This is a genomic window from Kribbella sp. NPDC000426 (assembly GCF_040300265.1).
In the GTDB taxonomy this organism is placed as follows: domain Bacteria; phylum Actinomycetota; class Actinomycetes; order Propionibacteriales; family Kribbellaceae; genus Kribbella.
This window is the reverse complement of record NZ_JBEPDK010000004.1, coordinates 754,668-779,108: the sequence shown is the minus strand read 5'-3', so window position 1 is coordinate 779,108 and position 24,441 is coordinate 754,668. Positions and strand designations below refer to the sequence as shown.

20 protein-coding genes are annotated in these 24,441 nt (G+C 68.8%); 10 read left to right on the top strand and 10 right to left on the bottom strand.

Annotated features, from left to right (window positions below; translation table 11 throughout):
- Positions 1-38: 38 nt before the first annotated feature.
- Entirely contained in the window at positions 39-1,181 is a 1,143-nt protein-coding gene (locus ABT313_RS22980; protein WP_350857236.1) for an epoxide hydrolase family protein, read from the top strand.
- Here ABT313_RS22980 and ABT313_RS22975 read toward each other — a convergent pair.
- The gene (locus tag ABT313_RS22975; RefSeq protein ID WP_350857233.1) at positions 1,174-1,578 is read right to left on the bottom strand and encodes an HIT family protein; all 405 of its coding nucleotides are present in this window, start codon (positions 1,576-1,578) and stop codon (positions 1,174-1,176) included. The genes ABT313_RS22980 and ABT313_RS22975 overlap by 8 nt on opposite strands.
- Positions 1,579-1,630: 52 nt before the next feature.
- On the opposite strand from ABT313_RS22975, the gene ABT313_RS22970 reads away from it, so the two are divergent.
- From ABT313_RS22970 to ABT313_RS22960, 3 genes are read left to right on the top strand one after another with little or no spacing between them, the layout of a single operon-like run.
- Positions 1,631-2,065 carry a hypothetical protein gene (locus ABT313_RS22970; RefSeq protein WP_350857230.1) on the top strand — a complete coding sequence of 145 codons (435 nt, stop codon included), beginning with the start codon at positions 1,631-1,633 and terminating at the stop codon, positions 2,063-2,065.
- On the top strand, positions 2,062-2,937 hold the full coding sequence (locus tag ABT313_RS22965) for a tetratricopeptide repeat protein (protein ID WP_350857227.1): 876 nt from the start codon (positions 2,062-2,064) through the stop codon (positions 2,935-2,937). The genes ABT313_RS22970 and ABT313_RS22965 overlap by 4 nt, the downstream gene beginning before the upstream one ends.
- Entirely contained in the window at positions 2,934-4,184 is a 1,251-nt protein-coding gene (locus ABT313_RS22960) for a tetratricopeptide repeat protein (RefSeq protein ID WP_350857224.1), read from the top strand. The genes ABT313_RS22965 and ABT313_RS22960 overlap by 4 nt, the downstream gene beginning before the upstream one ends.
- Position 4,185: 1 nt before the next feature.
- Here the strand turns inward: ABT313_RS22960 and ABT313_RS22955 are convergent, their stop codons facing one another.
- Complete coding sequence (locus tag ABT313_RS22955; protein ID WP_350857221.1) at positions 4,186-6,312, bottom strand: elongation factor G-like protein EF-G2; 2,127 nt, start codon at positions 6,310-6,312, stop codon at positions 4,186-4,188.
- Positions 6,313-6,432: 120 nt separating this feature from the next.
- On the opposite strand from ABT313_RS22955, the gene ABT313_RS22950 reads away from it, so the two are divergent.
- Complete coding sequence (locus tag ABT313_RS22950) at positions 6,433-8,328, top strand: DUF2207 domain-containing protein (protein ID WP_350857218.1); 1,896 nt, start codon at positions 6,433-6,435, stop codon at positions 8,326-8,328.
- A gap of 15 nt (positions 8,329-8,343) precedes the next feature.
- Here the strand turns inward: ABT313_RS22950 and ABT313_RS22945 are convergent, their stop codons facing one another.
- The 3 genes from ABT313_RS22945 to ABT313_RS22935 are packed head-to-tail and all read right to left on the bottom strand — an operon-like array spanning position 8,344 to position 11,823.
- A complete protein-coding gene (locus ABT313_RS22945) occupies positions 8,344-8,871 on the bottom strand; it encodes a ferritin (RefSeq protein ID WP_350857215.1) in 528 nt (175 codons plus the stop codon).
- A gap of 4 nt (positions 8,872-8,875) precedes the next feature.
- Positions 8,876-10,783, bottom strand: a complete 1,908-nt coding sequence (locus tag ABT313_RS22940) for a DUF2264 domain-containing protein (RefSeq protein ID WP_350857212.1) — start codon at positions 10,781-10,783, stop codon at positions 8,876-8,878.
- A complete protein-coding gene (locus tag ABT313_RS22935; RefSeq protein WP_350857209.1) occupies positions 10,780-11,823 on the bottom strand; it encodes a hydroxyacid dehydrogenase in 1,044 nt (347 codons plus the stop codon). Before ABT313_RS22935 ends, ABT313_RS22940 begins: the two co-directional genes overlap by 4 nt.
- 175 nt (positions 11,824-11,998) lie before the next feature.
- Here ABT313_RS22935 and ABT313_RS22930 point away from each other — a divergent pair, with 175 nt between their 5' ends.
- The 3 genes from ABT313_RS22930 (at position 11,999) to thrS (ending at position 15,233) form a co-directional block, all read left to right on the top strand.
- A complete protein-coding gene (locus tag ABT313_RS22930; RefSeq protein ID WP_350857206.1) occupies positions 11,999-12,913 on the top strand; it encodes a proteasome assembly chaperone family protein in 915 nt (304 codons plus the stop codon).
- Between the two features lie 40 nt (positions 12,914-12,953).
- The gene (locus tag ABT313_RS22925) at positions 12,954-13,799 is read left to right on the top strand and encodes an acyl-CoA thioesterase (protein WP_350857204.1); all 846 of its coding nucleotides are present in this window, start codon (positions 12,954-12,956) and stop codon (positions 13,797-13,799) included.
- Between the two features lie 147 nt (positions 13,800-13,946).
- Positions 13,947-15,233 carry a threonine--tRNA ligase gene (gene thrS, locus ABT313_RS22920; protein WP_350857200.1) on the top strand — a complete coding sequence of 429 codons (1,287 nt, stop codon included), beginning with the start codon at positions 13,947-13,949 and terminating at the stop codon, positions 15,231-15,233.
- A gap of 144 nt (positions 15,234-15,377) precedes the next feature.
- Here thrS and ABT313_RS22915 read toward each other — a convergent pair whose 3' ends face one another.
- The 4 genes from ABT313_RS22915 to ABT313_RS22900 are packed head-to-tail and all read right to left on the bottom strand — an operon-like array spanning position 15,378 to position 19,609.
- Positions 15,378-16,235 carry a MaoC/PaaZ C-terminal domain-containing protein gene (locus ABT313_RS22915; protein ID WP_350857197.1) on the bottom strand — a complete coding sequence of 286 codons (858 nt, stop codon included), beginning with the start codon at positions 16,233-16,235 and terminating at the stop codon, positions 15,378-15,380.
- Between the two features lies 1 nt (position 16,236).
- Positions 16,237-17,583 carry a 3-oxoacyl-ACP reductase gene (locus ABT313_RS22910; RefSeq protein WP_350857194.1) on the bottom strand — a complete coding sequence of 449 codons (1,347 nt, stop codon included), beginning with the start codon at positions 17,581-17,583 and terminating at the stop codon, positions 16,237-16,239.
- Between the two features lie 8 nt (positions 17,584-17,591).
- On the bottom strand, positions 17,592-18,869 hold the full coding sequence (locus ABT313_RS22905; RefSeq protein ID WP_350857191.1) for an acetyl-CoA C-acetyltransferase: 1,278 nt from the start codon (positions 18,867-18,869) through the stop codon (positions 17,592-17,594).
- The gene (locus ABT313_RS22900; RefSeq protein WP_350857188.1) at positions 18,866-19,609 is read right to left on the bottom strand and encodes a TetR/AcrR family transcriptional regulator; all 744 of its coding nucleotides are present in this window, start codon (positions 19,607-19,609) and stop codon (positions 18,866-18,868) included. Before ABT313_RS22900 ends, ABT313_RS22905 begins: the two co-directional genes overlap by 4 nt.
- A 98-nt stretch (positions 19,610-19,707) precedes the next feature.
- On the opposite strand from ABT313_RS22900, the gene ABT313_RS22895 reads away from it, so the two are divergent.
- The gene (locus ABT313_RS22895) at positions 19,708-21,051 is read left to right on the top strand and encodes an acyl-CoA dehydrogenase family protein (protein ID WP_350857185.1); all 1,344 of its coding nucleotides are present in this window, start codon (positions 19,708-19,710) and stop codon (positions 21,049-21,051) included.
- 437 nt (positions 21,052-21,488) lie between these two features.
- On the opposite strand, the gene ABT313_RS22890 is transcribed toward ABT313_RS22895, so the two are convergent.
- Positions 21,489-21,782: a hypothetical protein gene (locus tag ABT313_RS22890; protein WP_350857182.1), complete on the bottom strand. Its 294-nt coding sequence runs from the start codon at positions 21,780-21,782 to the stop codon at positions 21,489-21,491.
- A 262-nt stretch (positions 21,783-22,044) separates the two neighbouring features.
- Here ABT313_RS22890 and ABT313_RS22885 point away from each other — a divergent pair, with 262 nt between their 5' ends.
- Positions 22,045-24,438: an ATP-binding protein gene (locus ABT313_RS22885; RefSeq protein WP_350857179.1), complete on the top strand. Its 2,394-nt coding sequence runs from the start codon at positions 22,045-22,047 to the stop codon at positions 24,436-24,438.
- Positions 24,439-24,441 lie beyond the last annotated feature (3 nt).

The following is a 24,441-nucleotide window of genomic DNA, read 5'->3' as shown; positions in this document are numbered from 1 at the left end:
GGAAGCTAACCCGCCTAATGGACTTCTAGCGTGAAGACATGACGAACAGCACCGAGATCCGACCCTTCCGCATCGAGATCCCGCAGGCCGACCTCGACGACCTGCGCGACCGCCTGGCCCGCACCCGCTGGGCCAACCAGCTGGAGCTCGACTACACCGGCGCCGTCCAGACCGGACCGCTGCCGCCCGAATGGGAGTACGGCGTGCCGCTGTCCTACGTGAAGCGCCTGGCCGAGCAGTGGCTGACGTCGTACGACTGGCGGCAGTGGGAGGAGCGGCTCAACGCGTACCCGCAGTACGTGACCGAGATCGACGGGCAGAACGTGCACTTCTTCCACGTCCGCTCGACCGCGCCGGACGCGATCCCACTGATCCTCACCCACGGCTGGCCGAACACCTCGCTGGAGTACCTCGATCTGATCGAGCCGCTCACCAACCCGAAGGCCGGCGAGCAGGCGTTCCACCTGGTCATCCCGACCGTGCCCGGCTTCGGCTTCTCCGGCCACACCCGTGACCGCGGCTGGAACAGGTACCGGGTGGCTGCCGCCTGGGCCGAGCTGATGCGCCGGCTGGGCTACGAGCGGTACGGCGCCCACGGCAACGACGGTGGCTCGTACGTGTCACCCGAGGTCGGCCGGGTCGACCCGGACCACGTCATCGGCGTACACGTGACGCAGCTGTTCTCGTTCCCGGGCGGTGACCCGGCGGAGCTGGAGAACCTGACGGACGAGGAGCAGGGGTACGTGCAGTTCCTCCAGTACTTCAACGAGAATCTGGGCGCGTACGCGAAGCTGCAGGAGCAGGCGCCGCAGAACGTGGCGCACGGTCTGGCCGACTCACCGACCGGCCAGCTGGCGTGGATCGCCCAGCTCCTCAGCAGCTGCAGCGACGAGCACGTGCTGACCAACGCGACGATCTACTGGTTGACCAACACCGGTGCCTCGTCGGCGCGGTTCTACTTCGAGGACAAGCACGCCGACCACCCGAAGGAGCCGACCACCACGCCGACCGCGCTGGCCAGCTTCGCGTTCGACTTCCGGCCACTGCGGCGGTTCGCCGAGCGGGACCACGCGAACATCGTGTCGTGGCACGAGTTCGACCGCGGCAGCCACTGGGCGACCCAGGACGCCCCGGACCTGCTGGTCCAGGACCTCCGGGAGTTCTTCGGGATGCTCAGCTGAGCTTTGCGGCGGTCGCGTTGATCTCTTCCAGGTCTCCTGGCGTCGGGTGCCAGGGGAGCTGGAGGGGGTCGTCCTTGTAGCGGGGGATCACGTGCAGGTGGGTGTGGAACACCGACTGCCAGGCGTCGGCGCCGATGCAGCTGAGCAAGTTGGCGCCGTCGGCGTCGAGACGCTCGATCACGCGGCCGACCAGCGACTGGGCGAGCAGGGTCGCGGCCGTCAGATCCTCGGCGGACGCCTCCCGCAGATCGGTGGAGTGGGTCCGGGGGATCACCAGCAGGTGGCCGCGGGTCCCCGGGTTGATGTCCATGAACGCGATCGCCCGGTCGTCCGACGCCACCTGGGTCGACGGGATGGTTCCGGCCACGATCCCGCAGAAGATGCAGTTCTCGCTCATCGGCACAGGCTATACACTGCGCGAGCCTTCTAGATTCCACCCGAGGAGCCCGATGCCGGACGAACTTCTGCGCCCGACCATCGACACGGGTGTGGACATGTCCGTGCGCCCGTGGCGGCTGATGTCCCAGGCGTACGTCGCGTTCTTCGGCGGCGTGATCGCCTCGACGGCCGTCGCCTTCCTCAATGCGCGCCGCCTCGGCGTCGACGCGGCCAAGCGCCGCCTGATCCTGCTGACCGGACTCGTCGGCCTGATCGCCGTCGTTGCCGTGTTCGTCCTGCTCGACGGCGACAGCCTGCAGGTCAGCTCACGCGTGGTGGCAGTGCTGTGCTTCCTGGTCCAGCTCCGGCTGCAACGCCCGATGGACCGCGCGTTCCAGCTCCGCGGCACGGACTACGGATCGCTGTGGGTCGTGGGGATCGGCCTCACGATCGCCGGAGCCGTGACGGAAGCGCTGATCCTGCTCCTGGTGACGGTGATCCGGTGAACGAACCGAGCGAAGCGCGTCTGCAGATGGCGGCGCATTGGCTGCGGATCGGCCACCCGCAGCGCACCCTGGACGAGCTCCAGGGACTGACCGGCGAGACAGCCCTCGACTACCGCGCGTACCTCTTCCGCGGCGCCGCCCTGCACGCTCTCGACCGGAACGCCGAGGCCGTGGACGTACTGCGTGACGGCCTGTCGCAGCACGGCCCGTTCCCGGCGTTGCTACACGTGCTGGGCTCGGCCCTGCGCTCCGAAGGACGCCTGCCCGAGGCCGAGGCCGCGTTCCTGCAGGGCCTGAGCCTCGACCCGAACGATCACGACCTCCTGCTCGGCTACGCGCGCGTGTGCCTGACCGCCGGCCAGGCCGACAAGGCAAGTGCGCTCGTCGAGCGTGCCGCGTCCCACGCGCCGGAGAGCGCGGCGGTCTCGGCGGCTCGGGCTCAGGTGGCGTTCGCCCTCGGCAAGGACCGCGACATGCACCGGCACAGCACCGAGGCGCTGGCGCACGATCCGGAGGACCCGAACGCGCGGGCCCTGCACGGTACGGCGTCCATGCTCACCGGCGACTCGCGCTCCGGCTACACCTCACTCGCGTCCGCGGCCGCGTCCCAGCCCGGTGACGCGGACCTGCGCGCAGCGGCCCGCCAGGCGAAGCTGATCAACCATCCGCTGATGCTCCCGCTGCGCCCGTTCTCCCGGGTGAATCCGCTGATCGTCTGGATCTGCGTCGTCGCGGTCATCTACGGCCTCCGCGCCGTCGGTCTCGCGCCGTTGTCCTTCGCGTTCGCCATGATCTGGCTGGCGTTCTGCGTGTACTCGTGGGTGGTCCCACCGCTGGTCCGCCGCTGGATCAACAGGAAATGGGGCTCATGAGCAACGATCGGATCACCGCTCTTCGCAAGGCGGTGGAAGCCAGCCCGGACGACGTGATGCTGCGGCTGCTGCTGGCCGAGTCGCTGGCCACGGCGGGCGAGAACGAGGAGGCCCTCGACCAGTACGTCGTACTCCTCGATCAGCACGGGCTTCCGGACGACCAGTTCGTGCCGGTGGGTGAGCTGGCTGCGGCGAACGGCCGGCTCGCCCTGCTGCGGAACCTGCTCGAAGCGGCCCGCCAGCAGGGTGTCGTCGAAGGCACGGGCCGGCTGCAGCAGCTCGTCGACGGCATGATCTCCGAGCGCAGCGGCGTACGGATCAAGGTCGGTCCCGAGGCCGAGGCGGATCCGCTCGGCACCGACGTGATGAAGGAGACGACGACCTTCGACCAGGTCGGCGGGATGGACGAGATCAAGCGGGTCATCCACCGGATGGTGATCCTCCCGCTGAGCCGCCCGGAGCTCTACGAGAAGTACGGGCGTAAGTCCGGCGGCGGCGTGATGCTCTACGGCCCGCCCGGCTGCGGCAAGACACTGCTCGCCCGGGCGACCGCGGGGGAGTGCGGGCTGCCGTTCATCAACGTCCGGATCGAGGACGTGATGGACCCGTACCTCGGGGTGTCGGAGCGCAACCTGCACGCGGCCTTCGAGCGCGCCCGGGCCAACGGTCCGTGCGTCCTCTTCCTCGACGAGCTGGACGCGCTGGCGTTCGCGCGGCACAAGCACGGCGGGTCCGAGGCGCGGCGGCTGGTCGACGTACTGCTGCAGGAGCTCGACGCGATCGGCTCCGAGAACGACGGCCTGCTCGTGCTGGCCGCGACCAACGCGCCGTGGGACGTGGACGAGGCGATGCTCCGGCCGGGCCGCTTCGACCGCGTGATCTTCGTGCCGCCGCCGGACGAGCCGGCCCGTGCCGACATCCTGACCGTGCTGACGAAGGACGTGCCGGCCGACGGCCTCGACCTGAAGGGGCTCGCCGCGCAGACGCCGATGTTCAGCGGCGCGGACCTGCGCGCGCTGATCGAGCGCGGCGTCGACAAGGTCATCGACGAGGCGCTCACCAGCGGCGGCGAGCCGCCGTTGGACATGCGGCATCTCACCGAGGCGCTGGCCGCGGTGAAGCCGTCGACCCTCGACTGGCTGCACCGCGTCCGCTCGTACATCGAGTTCGCCAACCAGAGCGAGCGGTACGACGACGTGGCGGCGTACCTCAAGTCCCGCGACGTACGCCGCCGCCTGAAGCCCTAACTCATTTCACCTTGGATGCTGCGGAATCGGGCATCGCCTCGTACCGGGAGAACTGGCGGCTGAAGGTGGCCGCGCCGTGCGACAAGGACCGCAGATCGATCGTGTAGCGAGTGATCTCCACCTGCGGTACTTCGGCCTTGACCAGCGTCCTGTCGTCGCCGACCTTGTCCGTGCCGAGCAGCCGTCCGCGCCGCCCGGACAGGTCGCTCATCACCGCGCCGACCAGGTCGTCCGGCACGAGCACCGACACCAGATCCACCGGCTCGAGCAGACTGACATGCGTGGCGGCCGCCGCCTCGCGCAGCGCGAGCCCGCCGGCCATCTGGAAGGCCATGTCCGACGAGTCGACGCTGTGCGCCTTCCCGTCCAGCAGCGTGACCCGGATGTTCACCATCGGGTAGCCCGCGGCCACGCCCTTCTCCATCTGGGCCCGCACACCCTTCTCGACGCTCGGGATGAACTGCCGCGGCACAGCACCACCGACCACCTTGTCGACGAACTCGAAGTCCGAGCCCTCCGGCAGCGGCTCGACTTCGATATCGCAGACGGCGTACTGACCGTGGCCGCCGGACTGCTTCACATGCCGTCCGTGGCCCTTCGCCTTACCGCTGAACGTCTCCCGCAGCGGCACCCGCAACTCGACGGTGTCGACGGTCACGCCGTACCGGCTGGAGAGGGCGTCGAGGACGACGTCCGAGTGCGCCTCGCCCATGCACCACAGCACGATCTGGTGGGTCTCCGGGTTCTGCTCGATCCGGAGCGTCGGGTCCTCGGCCGCCAGCCGCTGCAACCCGACGCCGAGCTTGTCCTCGTCGGTCTTCGCGTGCGCCTGGACGGCGATCGGCAGCAACGGCTCGGGCATGTTCCACGGCCGCAGCAGCAGCGGGTCCGACTTGTCCGACAGCGTGTCACCGGTCTCCGCCCTGGTCAGCCGGCCGATCGCGCACATGTCACCGGCGACCACCTGTCCCGCCGGGCGCTGGGTCTTGCCGAGCGGGAACGACAGCGCACCGATCCGCTCGTCCTCGTCGTGGTCCTCGTGGGAGTTGTGCTCACCGAAGAAGGACGTGAAATGGCCCGACACGTGAACCGTCGCGTCGGGCCTGATGGTGCCGGAGAACACCCGCACCAGGCTGACCCTGCCGACGTACGGGTCCGACGTCGTCTTCACCACCTCGGCGAGCAGCGGGCCGTCGGGGTCGCAGGTGAGTCCCTTGCGGGCGACACCGTGCGGGGTGAACACGTCGGGGATCGTGTGCTCGGGCGGCGACGGGAAGCCACTCGTGATCACCTCGAGCAGCTCGAACGTGCCGATGCCGGAGGCGCTGCAGACCGGGACGACCGGGAAGAACGAGCCGCGGGCGACTGCCCGCTCGAGGTCCTCGATCAGCACCTTCTGGTCGATCTCCTCGCCGCCGAGGTAGCGGTCCATCAGCGATTCGTCCTCGGACTCCTCGATGATCCCCTCGATCAGCGTGCCGCGCAGTTCCTCGATCTCGTCCGCGTACGCCGCATCCGGCGCCGAGGTCGAGCGTTTGCCTTCGGAATAGCCGTAGTACGACTGGGACAGCAGCCCGATCAGCCCGTCACCAGCGGGCAGGTAGAGCGGAAGGACCTTGTCGCCGAACGCGGCCTGCGCGGTGCCGAGCGCGTTCTGGTAGTTGGCCCGGGCGTGGTCGAGCTTGGTGACCACGACCGCCCGCGGCATCCCCACCTGGGCGCACTCCTGCCAGGCGGCCTTGGTCGGCTCGTCGACGCCCTCACTGGCCGAGATCACGAACAGCGCGCAGTCCGCGGCGCGCAGGCCGGCCCGCAGCTCACCGACGAAATCGGCGTACCCGGGGGTGTCGATCAGGTTGACCTTCACGCCGTCGTGCGGCAGCGAGGCGAGCGACAGGCCCACCGAGCGCTGCTGCCGGACCTCGGCGTCGTCGAAGTCGCACACGGTGGTTCCGTCCAGGACGGTGCCGGGTCTGTTCAGGACTCCGGAGGCCACCAGCAGGGCCTCGACGAGGGTGGTCTTGCCGGAGCCCGACGGGCCGACCAGGACCACATTGCGGATGGCGGCCGGGCTGTCCACAGCGGGCGCGGCTCCGGTGCCTTGGGAAGCATTCGTCTTGTCTGCCATGACGTTCCTCCTGGTCCACCCACGATTCCCCTAACCGACACTTCGCACAAGAGTCTTCAGGTCGCGGATTCGTCCCGGAGGTCCCACGCCCGGACCCCCACGCTCGGTAGTGTCGCGGGCATGCGTAGGGCACTCGGGGTCGTCATCACCATGCTGGTCGCCGTGCTGGCACTGGCCGGTTTCGCCGTTCCGGCTTCGGCCGGTACGACGGACGCGGGTGACGAGATCAGGAACTTCAAGATCGACTACACCGTCACCGCCGACGGCGTGCTGAAGGTCAAGGAGACGATCGACTACGTCTTCGGCAGCACCGGTCGGCACGGCATCTACCGGGACCTGGTGACCCGGGAGCCGTACAAGGACGACGACTCGAAGGACCAGGAGTACCAGGTCTCGAACATCGACGTCTCCTCGCCGACGCCCGGGGTCAGCGCCGCGTTCACCGTGGACACGTTCACGGCGAACAAGGACCGCAACGAGAACACCCAGATCAAGATCGGCTCGGCCGACGCGACGGTCCCCGGCACCGAGGCGACGTACGTGATCTCGTACGACGTCCGCGGCGCGCTGCGGCACTTCGCCGACCACAGCGAGCTGTACTGGGACGCGACCGGCAGCGCCTGGTCCGCGGTGATCAACCAGGTCACGGTCAACGTCACCGTCCCGCAGGGCGTGACCCGGGTCGACTGCTTCGCCGGTGAGGCCGGGTCGACGCAGACGTGCCCGCAGAAGTCGCTCGTCGGCCAGCAGGGTGTGTTCGGAGCCTCCCAGCTCGAGCGCGGACAGCAGCTCACGATCGTGGCCGGCATCACCGCGGGCGCCGTACAGAACGACACCCCGATCCTGGTCGACCCGCCGAGCTGGCTGGAGCGCAACGGGCTGTCCTGGCTGTCGCTCATCGGCGCCGGCGTGGTCACCGCGGTCTCGATCGTCCTCGCCGCCGTCTACGCGAAGTTCGGCAACAAGGACCAGCGGTACGCCGGGATGCCGCCCGGCACGTTTCCGCCGGACGGGGTCGTGGCCGAGCCGGTGAAGGACGACCTGAGCAAGGACCAGCTCCCGGTCGCGTTCTCGCCGCCTCGGATCCCGGTCGCCGAGGGCGGACTGCTGATCGACGCCAAAGCCACGACGGTGGAGACGGCGGCGACGCTGATCGACATGGCGGTGCGCGGTGGCGTACGGATCGACAACTCCGGTGAGTCGCAGAAGGCCGTCCTGCTGAACCCGGCGGTCGCGACCGCACCGCACGAGCAGGCGCTGATGTCGGGGCTGTTCCCGACTCTGCAGCCGGGCTCGGAGGTGGTGCTCGAGCGCGGCGCGGTCGGGGACAACACGATGCGGAACGCGCACAACGGGATGATCGCGGCGCTGCGGGAGCAGGTGAAGCAGCGCAACTGGTACCTGCGGATGCCGCGGGCCGGCGGCGGTTCGCCGTTCAAGAGCGGCTTCGGGTGCGCCTGTATGGCGATGATCGGGATCTGGGTGGTCGGCGCCGGACTCTTCGGCACTGTTGCCGGCGCCGTGTCCGGCGGGGGCGGCCGGGCAGTGGTGATCGCGATCCCGGCGATCGCGGTGATCGTTGCCGTCGGCATCTGGATCGGGATCCGTGGCCGCGGGCAACGGAACCCGGCCGGCCGGGCCGTGACCGACCAGCTGGTGGGCTTCGAGAAGTACCTGGCCACGGCCGAGGCGGACCAGTTGCGGTTCGAGGAGGGCGAGGACATCTTCTCGAAGTACTTGCCCTGGGCCATCGCTTTCGGGATCGCGGACCGCTGGCAGAAGGTGTGCGAGCAGCTGGTCGCCGCCGGCCGCATCACACCTGATCCGGTCTGGTACTACGGCCCGTCGTACTACACCTCGGGCTGGACGGCGGGCGCGGTGGGCGCGACCGTCGCCAGCACGTTCGACCCGCCGCCCACCCCGTCCAGCTCGGGCGGGGGAGGCGGCAGTTCGTCAGGCTTCAGCGGCGGGTCCTCCGGCGGCGGAGGCGGCGGCGGGGGCGGCGGCAGCTGGTAAGGCGGCGAGCCCGGGTCAGACCGTTCCGCCGGCGGCCGGGGGAGCGGTCGGGTCGGCGCCGGCCGCGCCGACGACCTCGCGGGCCAGGAAGTCCTCGAGGTGGAACAGGTTGTCGCCGGCGCGGTTGGCCACGTTCACGAGCGTCGTCATCGTGGCGACCTCCTCGACCTGCTCCTTGAGGAACCACTGCATGAACTGCTCGCCGATGTAGTCGCTCTCGTCCCGCGCGGTCCGGGCCAGCGTCTCGATCTGCTTGGTGACGGTGATCTCCTGCGCCAGCGCGAGCTCGAGCGGCTCGAGCGCGGTCTTGAAGTCGGACTCGACCTCGGCCACCGACGGGATCTGCGGCCGGATGTCCTTGTCCAGCAGGTACTGCACCATCATCATCGCGTGATTGCGCTCTTCCAGCGACTGCTTGTAGAAATGCGAAGCCAGCTGGGGCAGATCCTGGTCGTCGTACCAGACAGCCACTGCCACATATTGCTGTGACGCCGTGAATTCGTTCCGGATCTGCTCCTGCAGAAGTTTTTCGTACGTGCTCATGGCGTCAATCTAGTCGGCGCCGTCCCAGTTCGACCACCTCGACGCCGCCACCGGGCAGCCCGATCCGCACCGTCGTACCGTCGACGGTCACGTCGATGCCCTCGGCAAGCGCTTCCGGCCGCAACGCGTCCCGTGTCAGCAGGACGGCGTTCACCAGGACCAGCGGTTCGCCGCGATGCGGTGCTGTCACGTACGGCGTAGCCGAGTGCGCACCGAACGGATTCACGCCGAGCCCGCGATGCACGCCCGCCTCGTCGTACCCGTGCAGGCCGACCACCGCCGAGACCAGCCCGTCCGCGTTCCGCGCCGACGCGGCCACCGCGCCAACTGTTGCCTCAGGCAAAGGTTCGCCGGCGACCGCGAACCCGCCGCTGCGCACCGACGCGCCGTCCGGCCCCTCGACCAGCGCACACCGGATCTCCCACCCGTTGTGCACCACCGACGTGATCTCGATCGCCCAAGGGCCCTCGGAACCGAGCCACGCCTTGTGCCACGAGGACGCCGTCTGCTCGTCCACTCCGAGCCGCCGGATCCGGCCGCGCCCGCTGGCGACACCATCAGCCGAGACGAGCGAGATCAGGTTGTCGACGGCCGGCTCATGATCTGACAGGTCCGGCCCGGCGTGGTTCGCGTACGCCAGCCGGTTGTAGTGCGGGTCGCCCGCGGGTTCGACACCTGACGGCTCGGCCACGGGCGCGTGATCGGCACCGTGGTTGACCAGCTGCACGACCTGGTCGTGGCGGCTCGCATGCACGATCCAACCCGGCTTCGGCATCGCCCGTTGCTGATCCGCGTCGTCGAGCGGAATCGAGTCCTCCGGGTCCGCCCACACCGGGTGCTCCGGCGGCAGGATCAGCCCCACGAACCCCTTCGAAGCCCAGTACGGCGAGCCGGGTCCGGAGTACTGCTGGGTCGTCGGCAGGAACGTGTCGTACCAACCGAGCGTCAGCACGCCGCGCTCGTCCGGCACACCGTGCTGCGCGAAGTGCCGCGCGATCCCCGAGCACAGGCGCCGCGTCTGACCCGGCGTCAGCGGAGTGGAGTCGAGCAAAGCCCCCATCCAGTACGGCGCCGCCGCGGCCATCCGATAGGTCAGCGACCGGCCCTGGTAGAGCGGCGCGCCATCGTTGCCGACGAAGTGGACCGCGTCTTCCAGGAAAAGATTGATCCGCTCGCGGTACAGCTTCAGCCGGTCCTCGTACTGCGCACCCGGGGTCGCGGCGGCCATCCGCGCCCACAGTCCCGGGTAGAGGTGCATCGCCCAGCCGATGTAGTTGTCGAAGTTCTGCCCGTCGCCGTCGGAGTACCAGCCGTCGCCGACGTACCAGTCCTCGATCCGGTCGAGGCCGCCGTCGATGTCGTCCTGCGAGTACGGCGCACCGACCGACGCCAGGAACTGCTCGCTCACGACCTGGAACAGCCGCCAGTTGTTGTCGTGCGTCGTGGAGCCGATGAACCCGCCGAGCCACTCCGCCACGTGTTCCTGGGCGCGGGTGTCGAGGCGGTCCCAGATCCACTGGCGGGTCTCGTGCAGCGACACCGCGATCGCCGCGGCCTCGACCATCTGCTGCGATCGCTCGGTGAGCCGCAGCCACGACTCGGGGTGGTCCGGATTCGCTCCGTTCGCGACGCCGCGCGCGTACCGCTCGATCAGGTCTTCGCAGCCCTTGCCCTGCACGCCGGCGATCCGGAAGGCGGCCAGCATGAAGGACCGGGCGAAGCCCTCGAGCGCGTCGGACGCCGTACCCGATCGGCTCGGTCGGCCGGGCAGCTCGACGAGCGAGGCGCCGGGGGAGAAGTACGGCACGAGCGAGTCGAGCAGGTGATCCGCCAGCACCTCCCAGTGCTTGCGGCTCCAGCCCGTCTGCCGGGAGAGAACACGATCGGTGTCAGGCAGTACGAGGCGGGTCATGCGAGCCTTCCGAGTTCGGTCGCGCTGATGGCGTGCTGGAGCGGCTGGCCGGTGACGAGGCGTTCGAGTTCGCTGACGGCCATCTCGCCGAGGCGGGCGATCTCGTTGCCGACGGCACCGGCGACGTGCGGGGTGATGAAGACGTTGGGCAGGTCGAGCAGCGGCGAGTCCGGCGGCAGCGGCTCGGGATCGGTGACGTCGAGGACGGCGTCGATCCGGCCGGACACGCACTCGCGCAGCAGGGCCTCGGCGTCGATGATCTTGCCGCGCGCGGTGTTGATCAGCACCGCGCCGTCCTTCAGCAGACCGAGCAGCCGGCCGTCGACCAGGCCGACCGTCTCGGGAATCAGCGGCGCGTGCACGCTGAGGATGTCGCTCCGCCCGAACAGCGCGTCGTTGTCGACCAGCTCCGCACCGAGGGCGGCAGCCTCGTCCGCGGTCAGGTACGGGTCGCTGATCAGCACCTCGAGGTCGAACTCGCGCAGCCGCTCCGCGACCATCTTCCCGATCCGTGACGCTCCGAGCAGGCCGACCGTCGTACCGTAACTGCCCGGCATCCCGTGCGGGTCGGCCTTCCGCCGTTCGACCCGGTACTGCGCCGCGAGCCGGAACGCCCGCTTCCCGGCGAGCACGATCGCGGCGACCGTGAACTCCGCGACCGGCTGGGCGTTCGCGGTGGCCGCCGACGACACCTGGATACCGCGGTCGAACGCGGCCGGGTCGACGATCGCCTTGACCGATCCGGCCGCGTGCAGGATCGCCTGCAGCTTCGGCGCCGCGTCGAGCACCTCCGGACCGATCCGCGGGCAGCCCCAGCCGGTGAGCAGTACGTCGACGTCCGGCAGCGCCGCCCGGATCGCGGGATCGGCGAGGAAGGCCGGGCCCGACAGATCCGAGGAGGTGCCGAGTCCGGGTCCGACCGGGAGCACGGTGGCGATCGCCTCGAGCCGCTGCATGACCCGCGGCACGAGCACACGGGACCTGGCGTCGGCGTGCATCGCCAGCATGACGGTCAGGGCGGAATCAGGTTCGCTGCTCACGAAGACAACCTAGCAAGCGCTTTCCCGCAGTGTCTTGCCATCTCCGATTCTTGGAACATCCTGAATCTTGGCTGTGGCCGGAATTTGTGCCCCGAGTGACAGCGTTGGACTCGGTGAACGGCAGGATAAAGGGGCCCAACCCGCCCTGTTGGCGACTGCGCGAAGGAGAACGACGATGCTGCGACCGGACGACCTCTACGAGATCGTCGACGAGTCGGTGGCGACCGGCCCGGCGGCGACGCCGAAGGTCATGGTGCACTCGCTGGACGGGTTCATGGACGCCGGTCAGGCCGGCCGGGTGACCGCCGACCACCTGCTCGAGGTGCTCGACCACCGGCTGCTCGCGCGGTTCGACGTCGACCTGCTGCACGACTACCGGGCCCGGCGGCCCGAAGTGACGTTCGCCGAGGACCGGTTCACCGACTACACGCCGCCGCATCTGTCGCTGCACCTGGTGACCGACGACGCGGGAGTCGACTTCCTGCTGCTCGAGGGCGCCGAGCCGGACAACCATTGGGACCGGTTCGCCGGTGCGGTCCGGCAGCTCATCGAGCGCTACAACGTCACGTTGACGGTCGGCGTCCACGGCATCCCGATGGGCGTGCCGCACACCCGTCCGCTCGGCCTGACAGCGCACGCGACCCGGCCCGAGCTGGTCACCCGCTCGAACATCTGGGACGGCGAGATGGTGCTGCCCGCGAGCGCCGGCACGATGCTGCAGGTGCGACTGGGCGAGGCCGGCAAGGACGCGATGGGCTTCGCCGTCCACGTCCCGCACTACCTGGCCGAGAACCGCTTCCCGGGCGCCGCGCTGGCCCTGGTGCACGCGATCTCCGCCGCAACAGGCCTGCTCCTCCCTAGCAAGGCCCTGCTCGACGAGGCCGCCGTCACCGGCCGGCTGGTCGACGAGCAGGTCGAGGCCTCCGAGGACGCAAGCCAGGTCGTCAAGGCGCTCGAGACGCAGTACGACGCCGCCGAGGGCTCCCTGTCCCGCAAGAGCCTGCTGGCCGACTCGACCCCGTCCGCCGACGAACTGGGCGCCGAGGTAGAGCAGTTCCTGGCAGAGCTGAACCGCGAGGAGAACGACTAGCCGACTGCGGGTTTGGCGCACCGGCCTGTCAGGATGAGGCATGCCTGAGTCGCTGGAGGATCTGGTCGAGCTGCTCGACCTGGAGATGATCGACGTCGACCTGTTCCGGGGTCGTCAGCCGCAGACCTCGATGCAGCGGGTGTTCGGCGGTCAGGTGCTGGGACAGGCGCTGGCCGCCGCGAGCCGTACGGTCGACCCGGAGCGGATCGTGCACTCGCTCCACGGCTACTTTCTGCGGGCCGGCGACACGTCGGTGCCGATCGTCTACCGCCCGGAGCCGACCCGCGACGGCGGCTCGTTCAGCAGCCGGCGCGTCGTGGCCTCGCAGAACGGTAAGCCGATCTTCTACATGTCGGCGTCGTTCCAGCGCCCGGAGCCCGGCCTCGACCACCAGGACCCGATGCCGGACGACGTCGTACCGCCTGAGGAAGCGCCGCGGTTGGCGACTGTCCTCGAAGCGCGGTCGGGTCGGCCCGCCGCGGACTGGGATCGTGAGTGGGCGGCGCTCGACGTACGCCTCGCCGGGGTCAGCGGCCGCCAGTTCTGGATCCGTGCCGCGGGCAAGCTTCCGGACGATCCCGCATTGCACGCGTGTGTGCTCGCCTACGCCAGCGACCTGACCCTGCTGGGCGCGAGTCTGCTTCCGCACGGCATCGTGATCGGCGACCGTCGCATCCAGCCGGCGTCGCTCGACCACGCGCTCTGGTTCCACCGTCCGTTCCGCGCCGACGAGTGGCTGCTCTACGACCAGTCGTCCCCGTCGGCGTCCGGCGCGCGAGGCTTCGCGACCGGCCGCCTCTACGCGGAGACCGGCGCCCTGATCGCGTCGGTTGCGCAAGAAGGTCTCATCAGGCCCGTCGGCCTGGACTCTGATCTGCTAACGTAGAAACGTGATCAAGCGCGCAGTAGTGACGACGACGCCGAGGTTCGTCCCGGCGCGCTGACATCTGACTGTCTACCGAAGCCCCGGGGCGAGTGCCCCGGGGCTTCGTCGTGTCCGGTGGTCGCTCGCTCCAACTCTCTTGGAGGAATCATGTACGACCACCGCAAGATCGGCCGCGAGCTCGGCCTGTTCGACTCCGACCCGCTGATCGGCGCCGGCCTGCCGTACTGGCTGCCCGCCGGTGCTGCCGTCCGGCGTGCCTTGGAGAACTACATCTCCGAGGTCGAACGAAGAGCCGGCTACCAGCAGGTCTATTCGCCCGTGCTCGCCAAGCGCGAGCTGTACGAGATCTCGGGCCACTGGGCGAAGTACCACGACGACATGTACCCGCCGATGGACATGGGTGCGGAGCAACTGATTCTCCGGCCGAGCATCTGCCCGCACCACGCGCTGATGTACCGCTCCCGCTCGCACAGCTACCGCGAACTCCCGCTCCGGTACTCCGAACTCGGCGGCCAGTATCGCGCCGAACTGTCCGGCGCGATCGGCGGCCTCAGCCGGGTCCGCGCGATGCAACTCAACGACGCACACATCTTCTGCCGCCTCGACCAGGTCGCCTCGGAGGCTGCGTCGGCGCTTGCCCTGATCAACCAGGCGTACGCCGACATGGGAATCAGCGCGTCGCGCTACGTCCTCGCGCTGCCCGCGGAGGACGCGAAGTTCGGCGATCCGTCCAGCAAGTACGTCGGCGACGCCGCCAGCTGGGCCCAAGCCGCCTCACTGCTCCGGGATGTGCTGGAGGCGGCCGAGATCGACTACGTGGAGGCGCCCGGCGACGCGGCGTTCTACGGGCCGAAGATCGACATCCAGATGGAGGATTCGGCCGGCCGCGAGTTCAGCCTGTCGACCGTCCAGATCGACTTCCACCAGCCGGCCGCGTTCGGTCTCGAGTACATCGGTGCCGACGGCAACAAACATCGGCCGGTGATGGTGCACCGGGCGATCGTCGGCAGCATCGAGCGGGCGATGGCGCAGCTGATCGAGGTCCACGGCGGGGCGTTCCCGGCGTGGCTCGCGCCGGTGCAGCTCGTCGTACTGCCGATCTCGGACGACGAGGAGAAGCGCGCCGCCGAGGTGGCCCGCCGGGCGGTGGATCGCGGTCTGCGGGTCGAGATCGCACACGCCGACGAGGGCAGCCTCGGCGCGCGGATCCGGGAGAACCGGTTGGCGCCGTACGCCGCTGTCATCGGCGCGCGCGAGGACGCGGCCGGTCTCCTCGCCGTTCGGCAGCGGGATGGTCAGCAGCTCGAGCCGGCTGAGATCGGGAACGTTCTCGACGACCTGCGGGACCGCTGCCAACCTCCCGCATTCCGGGCTGTCAGCTCGGAGTATGAGAGCGCCGACGCAGGATCCAGGTCGCGACAGGTACCACGATGATCGTCCCGATCAGGGCACTCAGGAGTCCACCCCAGTCGAAGATGTCGTCGTCCCCGATACCGAGGCCGAGCGTGAAGATCACGTAGCCGAGCAGGCCTCCTCTGGTTCGGAGTGTCCTCCAGGTTTCCGGCGGAGTCGAGTGGGTCAGTTCTCCTGCAGCTGCCCGACCAGGTGCGTCACGTCGTGCGACTCGTCGTACAGCGCGAAGTCGATCGTCTTGCCGGTCTGCTGGTAGCCGAACTGCACGCGGGAGGGCAGTAGCAATGGCTTGCGGAAGTCGACGCGGACGGTGAACGCGTCGGGCAGGTGCCCGGCGCGCTGGATGGATGCGAGCGCGGCGGCCTTGGCCCACATCCCGTGAGCGATCTGGCGCGGGAACCCGAACGCCTGAGCGGTCAGTTTGAACAGGTGGATCGGGTTCCGGTCGCCGGACGCACCGGCGTACCGACGGCCGAGGTTGCCGCGCAGGTCCCACCACGCGTCGGCCGGCAGGACCGGGTCGGGCAGCAGGTCCGCGTGGGCACTCGGCGTGCCGGCCGTGCGGCTGAGCAGCGTGGTCAGGTCGCTCCACACCAGCTCGTGGTCGACGAAGACCTCGCTGACGATGTCGAAGACGGTGCCCTTCGGGTGCGGGCGTTCCGGCGTACTGTGCACGCGGATGGCCGGCTCGGCGTGGATCGAGATCGGCTGCTTCTGCGTGATCGTGTTGGACAGATGCACGATCCCCATCGGCTTGTACGGGAACGAGGGGTCGGACATCAGGTCCAGGTGCAGCGGGAACGCGAGCACATGCGGGTACGTCGGCGGCACGGCCGGGCCGGCCTGGAACCCGGTGACATCGCGGTATGCCGTCAGGTGGTCCTGGTCGATCGCGGACCGGGGCAGCTCGAGCGTCAGCCCGTCCTCGTCGGGCTCGTAGTCGGCCCTTCTGAGGGTTGCGCGGACCGTCCGGGCATAGAGCGCGCCGAACTTCGGCGAGTCGTCGTACCGACGGGTCGGCATGTCACGCGCCCAGCATGCTCTGGCCGCAGACCCGGACCACGTTGCCGGTGACGCCGGCCGAGGCCGGATCCGCGAACCACGCGATTGTCTCGGCCACGTCGATCGGCAGCCCGCCCTGCTGCAGCGAGTTGATCCGGCGGCCGACCTCGCGGATCGTGAACGGGATCTTCGCGGTCATCTCGGTCTCGATGAACCCGGGCGCGACCGCGTTGATCCGGATGTTCCGCTCGGCCAGCTTCGGCGCGAGCGCCTGGACCAGACCGATCACGCCGGCCTTGGAGGTCGCGTAGTTCGTCTGGCCGTTGTTGCCGGCGATCCCCGCCATCGACGAGACCCCGATGATCGAGCCGCCGTCGCGGAGCGCGCCGGACTCGACCAGGTGCTCGGTGATCCGCTCCGGGGCGCGGAGATTGACGTCGAGGACGGCATCCCAGGCGTCGGTCCGCATGTTCGCCAGCCGCTTGTCGCGCGTGATGCCGGCGTTGTGGACGACGATGTCGAGGCCGCCGTACTGCTCCTGGGCGTGGGCTGCGATCCGCTGCGGGGCGTCGACCGCGGTGACGTCGAGCAGCAGCTCGGAGCCGCCGAGCCGGGTCATGACCTTCCGCAGCGGGTCCGCGTTCTGCGGTACGTCGACACCGATGATCGTCGCGCCGTCGCGGGCGAGCGTGTCCGCGATCGACGCACCGATCCCGCGGGCCGCGCCGGTCACCAGGGCTGTGCGGCCGGCGAGCGGCTTGGTCGGGTCGTTGCTGACGAGCGGGCCGGTCCCGATCCGGGCGACCTGGCCGTCGACGTACGCCGATTTGGGGGAGAGGAAGAAGCGCAGCGTCGAGTCGAGCTGCTCATGGGCGTCCGGGGCGACGTACACGAGGTTGACCGTGGCGCCGCGCTTCACCTCCTTGCCGAGCGAGCGGGTGAAGCCCTCGAGCGCGCGCTGCGCGACATGCTGCTCGGTGGAGGTCGCGAGCTCCGGCGTCCGGCCGACGACGATCACCCGGCCCGCCGCGGCGAGCTGGCGGATGACGGGGGAGAAGAAGCGCTGCAGGCTGGTCAGGTCCGCGGTCGTGGCGGCGCCGGTCGCGTCGAAGACGAGCGCCTTCGGGCGGATGCCGATCGACGCGACGCCTTCGGTCGCCGTACTGAACGAGGCGCCGATGTCGCGCAGCAGCGCCTGGATCGCCTTCCCGGCGTCGGTCTCCCCGATCGCGCCGAAGACGACCGGCCCGTCGATCACCGGCGACCCCTCGACCCAGCGCTGCAACGGCGTCGGGTCGGGCAGGCCCAGGTTCTTCACCAGGGTCTGCCCGAGCGGTGTCCGGGTGAAGGTCTGGTAGCGGTCGGTCATCTCAGCTCCTACTTCTCGAGGATGGCGACGACGCCCTGGCCGCCTGCGGCGCAGATCGAGATCAGGCCCCGGCCGCCGCCGTTCTCGTCCAGTTGCTTGGCCAGCGCGGCAACGATCCGCCCGCCGGTCGCCGCGAACGGGTGGCCCGCGGCCAGCGAGCTGCCGTTCACGTTCAGCTTGTCGCGATCGATCTCGCCGAGCGGCGCGTCCAGGCCGAGCCGCTCCTTGCAGAAGATCGGATCCTCCCATGCCTTCAGCGTCGACAGCACCTGGGAGGCGAACGCCTCGTGGATCTCGTAGTAGTCGAAGTCCTGCAGGCTGAGGCCGGCTCTGGCCAGCATCCGCGGTACGGCGTACGCGGGGGCCATCAGCAGGCCTTCGGCGCCCTTCACGTAGTCGACCGCGGCGGTCTGCGAGTGGGTCAGGTACGCGAGGGGCCGCAGCCCGTGCTCCTGGGCCCACTCGTCGGTGCTCAGGAGGACGGTCGACGCGCCGTCGGTGAGCGGGGTCGAGTTGCCGGCCGTCATGGTCGCGGTCTCGCCCTTGCCGAAGACAGGCTTGAGTTTGGCCAGCTTCTCAAGGGTCGTGTCGGGGCGGAGGTTCTGGTCCTTCTCGAGACCGAGGTACGGCGTGATCAGGTCGTTCTGGAAGCCGCGGTCGTACGACTTGGCGAGGTTGATGTGGGAGTTGTACGCGAGCTCGTCCTGCGCCTCGCGGGTGATGCCCCACTCGAGCGCGGTCAGTGCGGCGTGATCGCCCATCGACTTGCCGGTGCGCGGCTCCGCGTTGCGCGGGATCTCCGGTACGACGTCCTTCGGGCGGACGCGGGCGAGGACCTTCAGGCGGTCCGGGTACGTCTTCGCGCGGTTGAGGTCGAGCAGCACGTTGCGCAGGTGGTCGTTGACGGCGACCGGCGCGTCGGACGCGGTGTCGACGCCACCGGCGATACCGGCGTCGATCTGGCCGAGCGCGATCTTGTTGCCGACCAGGATCGCGGCCTCGAGCCCGGTGCCGCACGCCTGCTGGATGTCGTACGCCGGGGTGGTGGCGGCGAGCTTGGAACCGAGGACCACCTCGCGGACCATGTTCCAGTCGCGGGCGTGCTTGAGCACCGCGCCGGCGACGACCTCGCCCACCTCCTGGCCGCCGAGGCCGGCCCGGTCGACCAGGCCGTTCAGTGCGGCGGTGAGCATGTCGGAGTTGGAGGCGTGGCGGTACGTCTTGTCCTGCCGGGCGAACGGAATCCGGTTTCCGGCGACGACGGCCACCTTGCGGGTCTCGGTCACGATGTCTCTCCTCTGGACTTTCGTGCGGTGGCGGAAGTTCGCTGGATCTTCAGTGCCTTGCGGCCGACAGCTGTTGCGAGTGTTGCCGTGATGGCAGTCTCTCGCACGGTACCGACATCCGCGTGATGCACCACCGGGTGTCCGGGCTGTCCGCTCGACACGATCAGCCCGACCCTTGCCATATGCAACGATCCGAGTGTCTGCGTGTACAGGTGATTGGCCAGGTAGGCGGTGTCGACCTCGTCGAACACGCCGGTGTGCTGGCCGGCTTTGAGGATCGCCGCGATCCGGTCGAGCGGCGCGGCCATCGCCGTACCGAGCTTCATCATCACGGGCTCGGTGATCTCGCCGAACAGCTCCTCGCCGGTGCGTCGGAGCAGGCTCATCGCGCAGTCGGTGAACGCCGGATAGGTGAGGCAGAAGTCGACGAAGGTCTCGCTGAGCGCCTTGAGCCGGTTGAGCGGTGCTCTCCGTGGATGGTCTTTCTGTTGCAGGCCTTCGTCGAGCTCTTTCAGGTAGTCGACCAGGGTGAGCGCGAAGAGCTCTTCCTTGCCGGCGAAGTGCCGGTAGATGAGTGCCTTGTTGATCCCGACCCGCTTGGCGATATCGTCGATCTGGGCGTCGATCGTGCCGCGCTCGTCGAACAGCTCGCGGGTGGCCCGGATGATGTCGCGCTCCCGGTCGCGACGGCGCTCCGCCGTGGTCCGGCGGCGTCCGATCGCGAGCAGCGCGGAGCTCATGGGATCGATCTTAGCCACAGCGGTACCCCTTGGTGCAAACGACGGTTACACTCGTCGGTAACATCGTACTGCGCCCCTGTTGGAGGATGTTGATGACCATGACCGATCCGAAGCTCGCGGTCTCGGCCGACGTGATGGCGTTGGCCGGCGAACTCGGCGCCGAGCGGTCCCGGCCCGGCTGGAGCTCGTTCTCGCTCGGGCTGAACGACGAGCAGCGCGAGATCCGCGACTGGGCCCACGCGTTCGCCGCGGACGTCATCCGCCCGGCCGCCGCCGAGTGGGACGAGCGCGAGGAGACCCCGTGGCCGGTCATCCAGGAAGCCGCCAAGATCGGCCTGTACGGGCTCGACGCCAACATCAACCTCTTCATCGACCCGTCCGGCCTGCTGATGCCGCTCGTCCACGAGGAACTCTTCTGGGGCGACGCCGGTATCGGGATGTCGCTGAAGGGCACGGGCCTGGCGTCGTCGGCGATCTTCTCCAACGGCACTCCGGAGCAGTGGAGCGAGTGGATGCCGCGCTGCTACGGCACGGCTGACGACGTACGCGTCGCCGCCTTCTGCTCGTCGGAGCCCGGCGCCGGATCCGACGTGTCCGCGATCCGCACACGCGCTGTGTACGACGCTGCGACTGACGAGTGGGTCATCAACGGCCAGAAGGCCTGGGCCACGAACGGCGGCATCGCGGACATCCACGTGGTCGTCGCGACGGTCGACCCGTCGCTCGGCACCAAGGGGCAGGCGGCCTTCGTCGTACCTCGCACCGAGGTCCACGGCCTGGAGCAAGGCACCAAACTCCGCAAACACGGCCTCCGTGCCTCCCACACCGCCGACGTCTTCTTCGACAACGTCCGCATCCCCGCCGCGAACGTCCTAGGCGGCAAGGAAAAACTCGACGAACGCTTGGCCCGCGCCCACGAGGCCCGCGAAGCCACCGCCCGCGGTGAGGCGCCCGCCTCCGCCGGCCGCAACGCCTCGATGGCCACCTTCGAAATGACCCGCCACATCGTCGGCGCCCAAGCCATCGGCATCGCCCGCGCGGCTTATGAGGTCGCGTTGGACTACGCCAAAACCCGCGAACAGTTCGGCCGCCCCATCATCGACAACCAGGGCATCGCCTTCAAACTCGCCGACATGGCCCTCGAGATCGACGCCGCCCGCCTGCTCGTCTGGCGAGCCGCCAACATGTCCGCCGCCCTCATGCGAGGCGAAACCCCCGACTACCGCCACGGCGAAGGCTCCATGGCCAAACTGAAAGCCGGCGAAGTAGCGGTAAAGGTAACCGAAGAAGCCATCCAAATCCTCGGCGGCAACGGCTACACCCGCGAATACCCCGTAGAACGCATGCACCGAGACGCCAAGATCTACACCATCTTCGAAGGCACCTCAGAAATCCAGAGGTTGGTGATCGCGCGCGCGATCAGTGGCATGCGAATCAGGTAGGGAAAGAAGCCCTCGCACGCTACGCAGGCGCTACCTTCGTCGCTCCGCTCCTCAACGCGCCTGCTACGCGTGCACCCACCCACCCCCCGGCTACCGCCGGTGCATCCCTTCCGGCTATCGCCGGGATTTGCGGGCTACCGCCCGCGGTGCGCTCGCTATCGCTCGCGTGCGACTACAGCGTGCTGCCGCCCAACCGCGATCAGCACCCGACCCAGCGAACGGCAGACGGGCCCAGTGCCCGGCCCAGCTATGCATTCGCTCGTCTGCAACACCTGCTCGTGCGCCGCGCTGCGACCGCTTGGGCGCGGACACCGAGCGGTCGCAGCATCGGGGCAGGGACGGCACCCGACTCTGTGAGATACATCAGGTGGTGCTCCCGGTGGAGCGGCGGGACGGACGCGGGTGCAGGGGACTTGAGGAGAACGAGGGACGTCCCCTCAGCACGTCCGCTCCGCCGGCTTGGTGGCGATCAGGACCTCGTGGGTGCAATGGCGGAGGTGGTCTCTAATCTTCAGCGGGTACCCGAGTACGGCGAGGTGGTGCAGCGTTGGTACGACGAGCGCCTGACCTTCCGACTCCAGTAGCGATTCGAGAAGGTCGAAGGCCAGCGTTGGCGGTCCGGGCTCTTCGACGTACACCATGGTGATCTGCAGCCCTCGTTCGATCGCGAATGCATTCAGCCCTCGACGGATCGCGACCGGCTGAGGGCCCGTCGTCGCTGAGATCGGCACAGTCGCGAGCAAGTCGAGGGCGTGGTGTGGCTGCGGCAGGGGCAGCGGTGTGCCCAGCCGAGACCTCTGAGCTGCTCGGCTCCGCTCCATCGCGACTCCACCCACGGCAACTGACCCTGCGACAGGTCAGCCGAACCAGCGCATCTCCTCTGACAACTGCCCGACACCCCAAAGTCCGACACCTTCCGCCCGTCGGACACCCCGACTCTGCGTGCCGACCAAGCCGTAGTTGGAGACAGGATTCAGGACTAGGGTTGGCTGCGTGGGGCTCGATGGGCAGTCGTCGAGTGGGGAGCAGCGGTTCGGCGTGATGTTGCGTCATTACCGGGCTCTCGCGGGCATGTCTCAGGAAGCCCTTGCGCAGCGGGCCGGTCTTAGTCGTCGGGGGATCGCGGACCTCGAGCGTGGCGCGCGGAACTCTCCCTATCCGGACACCGCGCGGCGGTTGGCCGACGCGCTTCAGCTCGGGCCGGAAGATCGGGATGAGTTCATGGCGGCCTGTGGTCGCGATCCGAGAGCGGCACGGTACAGCCTACCGATCGAGCCGTCACCGATCGTCGGTCGGCAACCCGAACTCGCCGACCTGGACGTTCGCGCGCGTACATCGCGGCTCCTCACCTTGACCGGCCCGGGCGGCGTCGGCAAGACCCGGTTGGCTCTCGAGCTCGCGCGCGAGTTGGCGGCCGTTCACCGCGATGGCGCCGTACTCGTGGATCTCGCTCCGGTGGTCGATGGTGCGATCGTATCGGCCACTGTTGCGGCAACCCTTGGTGTCATCCCGCCGACTGTGGAACGGGTTCGAGAGCACCTGCACTCCAAGCAACTGGTTCTGGTGCTGGACAATTGCGAACACCTGGTGAGCCAGTGCGCGCTGCTGGTCGACGAACTGTTGCGTGATGCCGCGGATCTCCGTGTGCTGGCGACCAGTCGTGAACCGTTGCGAATCCCGGGCGAGACGGTCTGGGTCGTGCCGCCGCTGACGATAGGCGACTCAGTCGCCTTCCTGAGCCGACAGGCACAAGCAGCCGGCGCGCCAGCGTTCTCGAGCGACGAAGCAAACGTTGTCAGGCACATCTGCAGACAGCTCGAAGGCTTGCCACTGGCGATCGAACTTGCGGCCGCGCACGTCCCGGCTCTCGGCGTGGCGCAGGTCGCCGAGTTGCTTGCCGATCGGCTTGATTTTCTGGCGCGGGGGGCGCGCAACGCCCCGCCGCGGCACCGAACGCTGCGCGCTGCGCTGGACTGGAGTTTCACGCTGCTGGATCCCACAGAACAGCGGGTGATGACGCGGCTAGCGAGCTTCAAAGGTGGTTGGACGCTCGACGCGGCGTGCGATGTGTGCGTGGACGACGAACTGTCGCGAGGTGTTGTCGTCGTGGCCCTGGAAGGGCTCGTCGAGAAGTCGCTTGTCACCGTTGAGGACACAGGCGGTGGACGACGCTACCGCTTCCTTGAAACGGTTCACGAGTACGCCGCCGTACATCTGGGCGGCGCTGCGGACGCGGACATCATCCGCGATCGGCACGCCGCGTACTTCCTGACGCTCGCTGGGGAAGGGTCAGCGACTCGTCTCGGCATCCCTTATCCGGGCGACATGAAGGGGCTGCGGGGCGAGATCGCCAACCTCCGCGTGGCCCTGCAATGGTTTCTCGAGGGTGAGCGGCTCGAGACGGGCCTGAACATGTGCCAAGTGCTGAGCGGATTCTGGTTGGCGCAGGGTTTCTTGCTGGAAGGCGAGGAGTGGTTCTCGCGCTATCTCGAGCGTGCGGACGAGCTGACTTCGCCCGCGGTGGCAGCCGGCCTGTACTCCTGGGGAAGGATCGCGGAGTACGGCGGCGATCTCGACCGGGCGCTCGGGCTGATCGAACGCAGCCGATCGATGAGTAGCGAGTTCGACGACCGGACTGTGTGGTGCCGGGCCACCTGTGGGGTGGGAGATCTGATGCTGCATCGCAGCAAGTACATCGAGGCGATCGAGCTGTACGAGTCGGCGTTGAGGGCGGCAGACACGGCCGGAGGTCTGGCCGAGAAGGCACAGGCGATGTTGAGCCTGTCGCGCGCGACGCGGTTGATGGGCGATTCGCAGCACGCCGCATTGTTGCTCGAGCAAGCGTTGGCTCTGCAGCGGCAGCGGGGCGATCGGTGGGGCGTCGCGTACGCGCTGAACGAGATGGCGATGCATGCGCGCAGGGACGGCAGGCTCGACGAAGCACTCAGGTTGCTAGAGGAGAGCCACGTGCTGTGGCGTCAGTCAGGAACTCGGATGGGAGAGCGTGCGTCAGTGATGAACCTGGCGCTCGTCTCATTGGAGCTCGGGCGGGTCCGGCGGGCGGCGGAGCTTTCCCGGCAAGGCCTCGAGCTGAGTCAGGAGATCGGCGAGACCGGCTCGGCGGCCTCGGTTCGCTGTCTCGAGATCGCGGCCCAGACCCTGGGCGGTCTTGGCGCGATGGCGACCGCGGTCCAGCTGATCGCGGCGGCGGCCGATCGGCGATCGCAGCTCGACGTGCCACGCCCGCCGATGGAGGAGAGTGAGATCCTCCGGCTGCTCTCGGCGGCTCAGGCGCAGCTCGGGAAACTGGACGAGGCTCCGGTCCTGGACGTCCGGGACGCGATCGAGTTGGCGGTCGACGAACTGATGAAGTACCTCGAGAGCTGAACA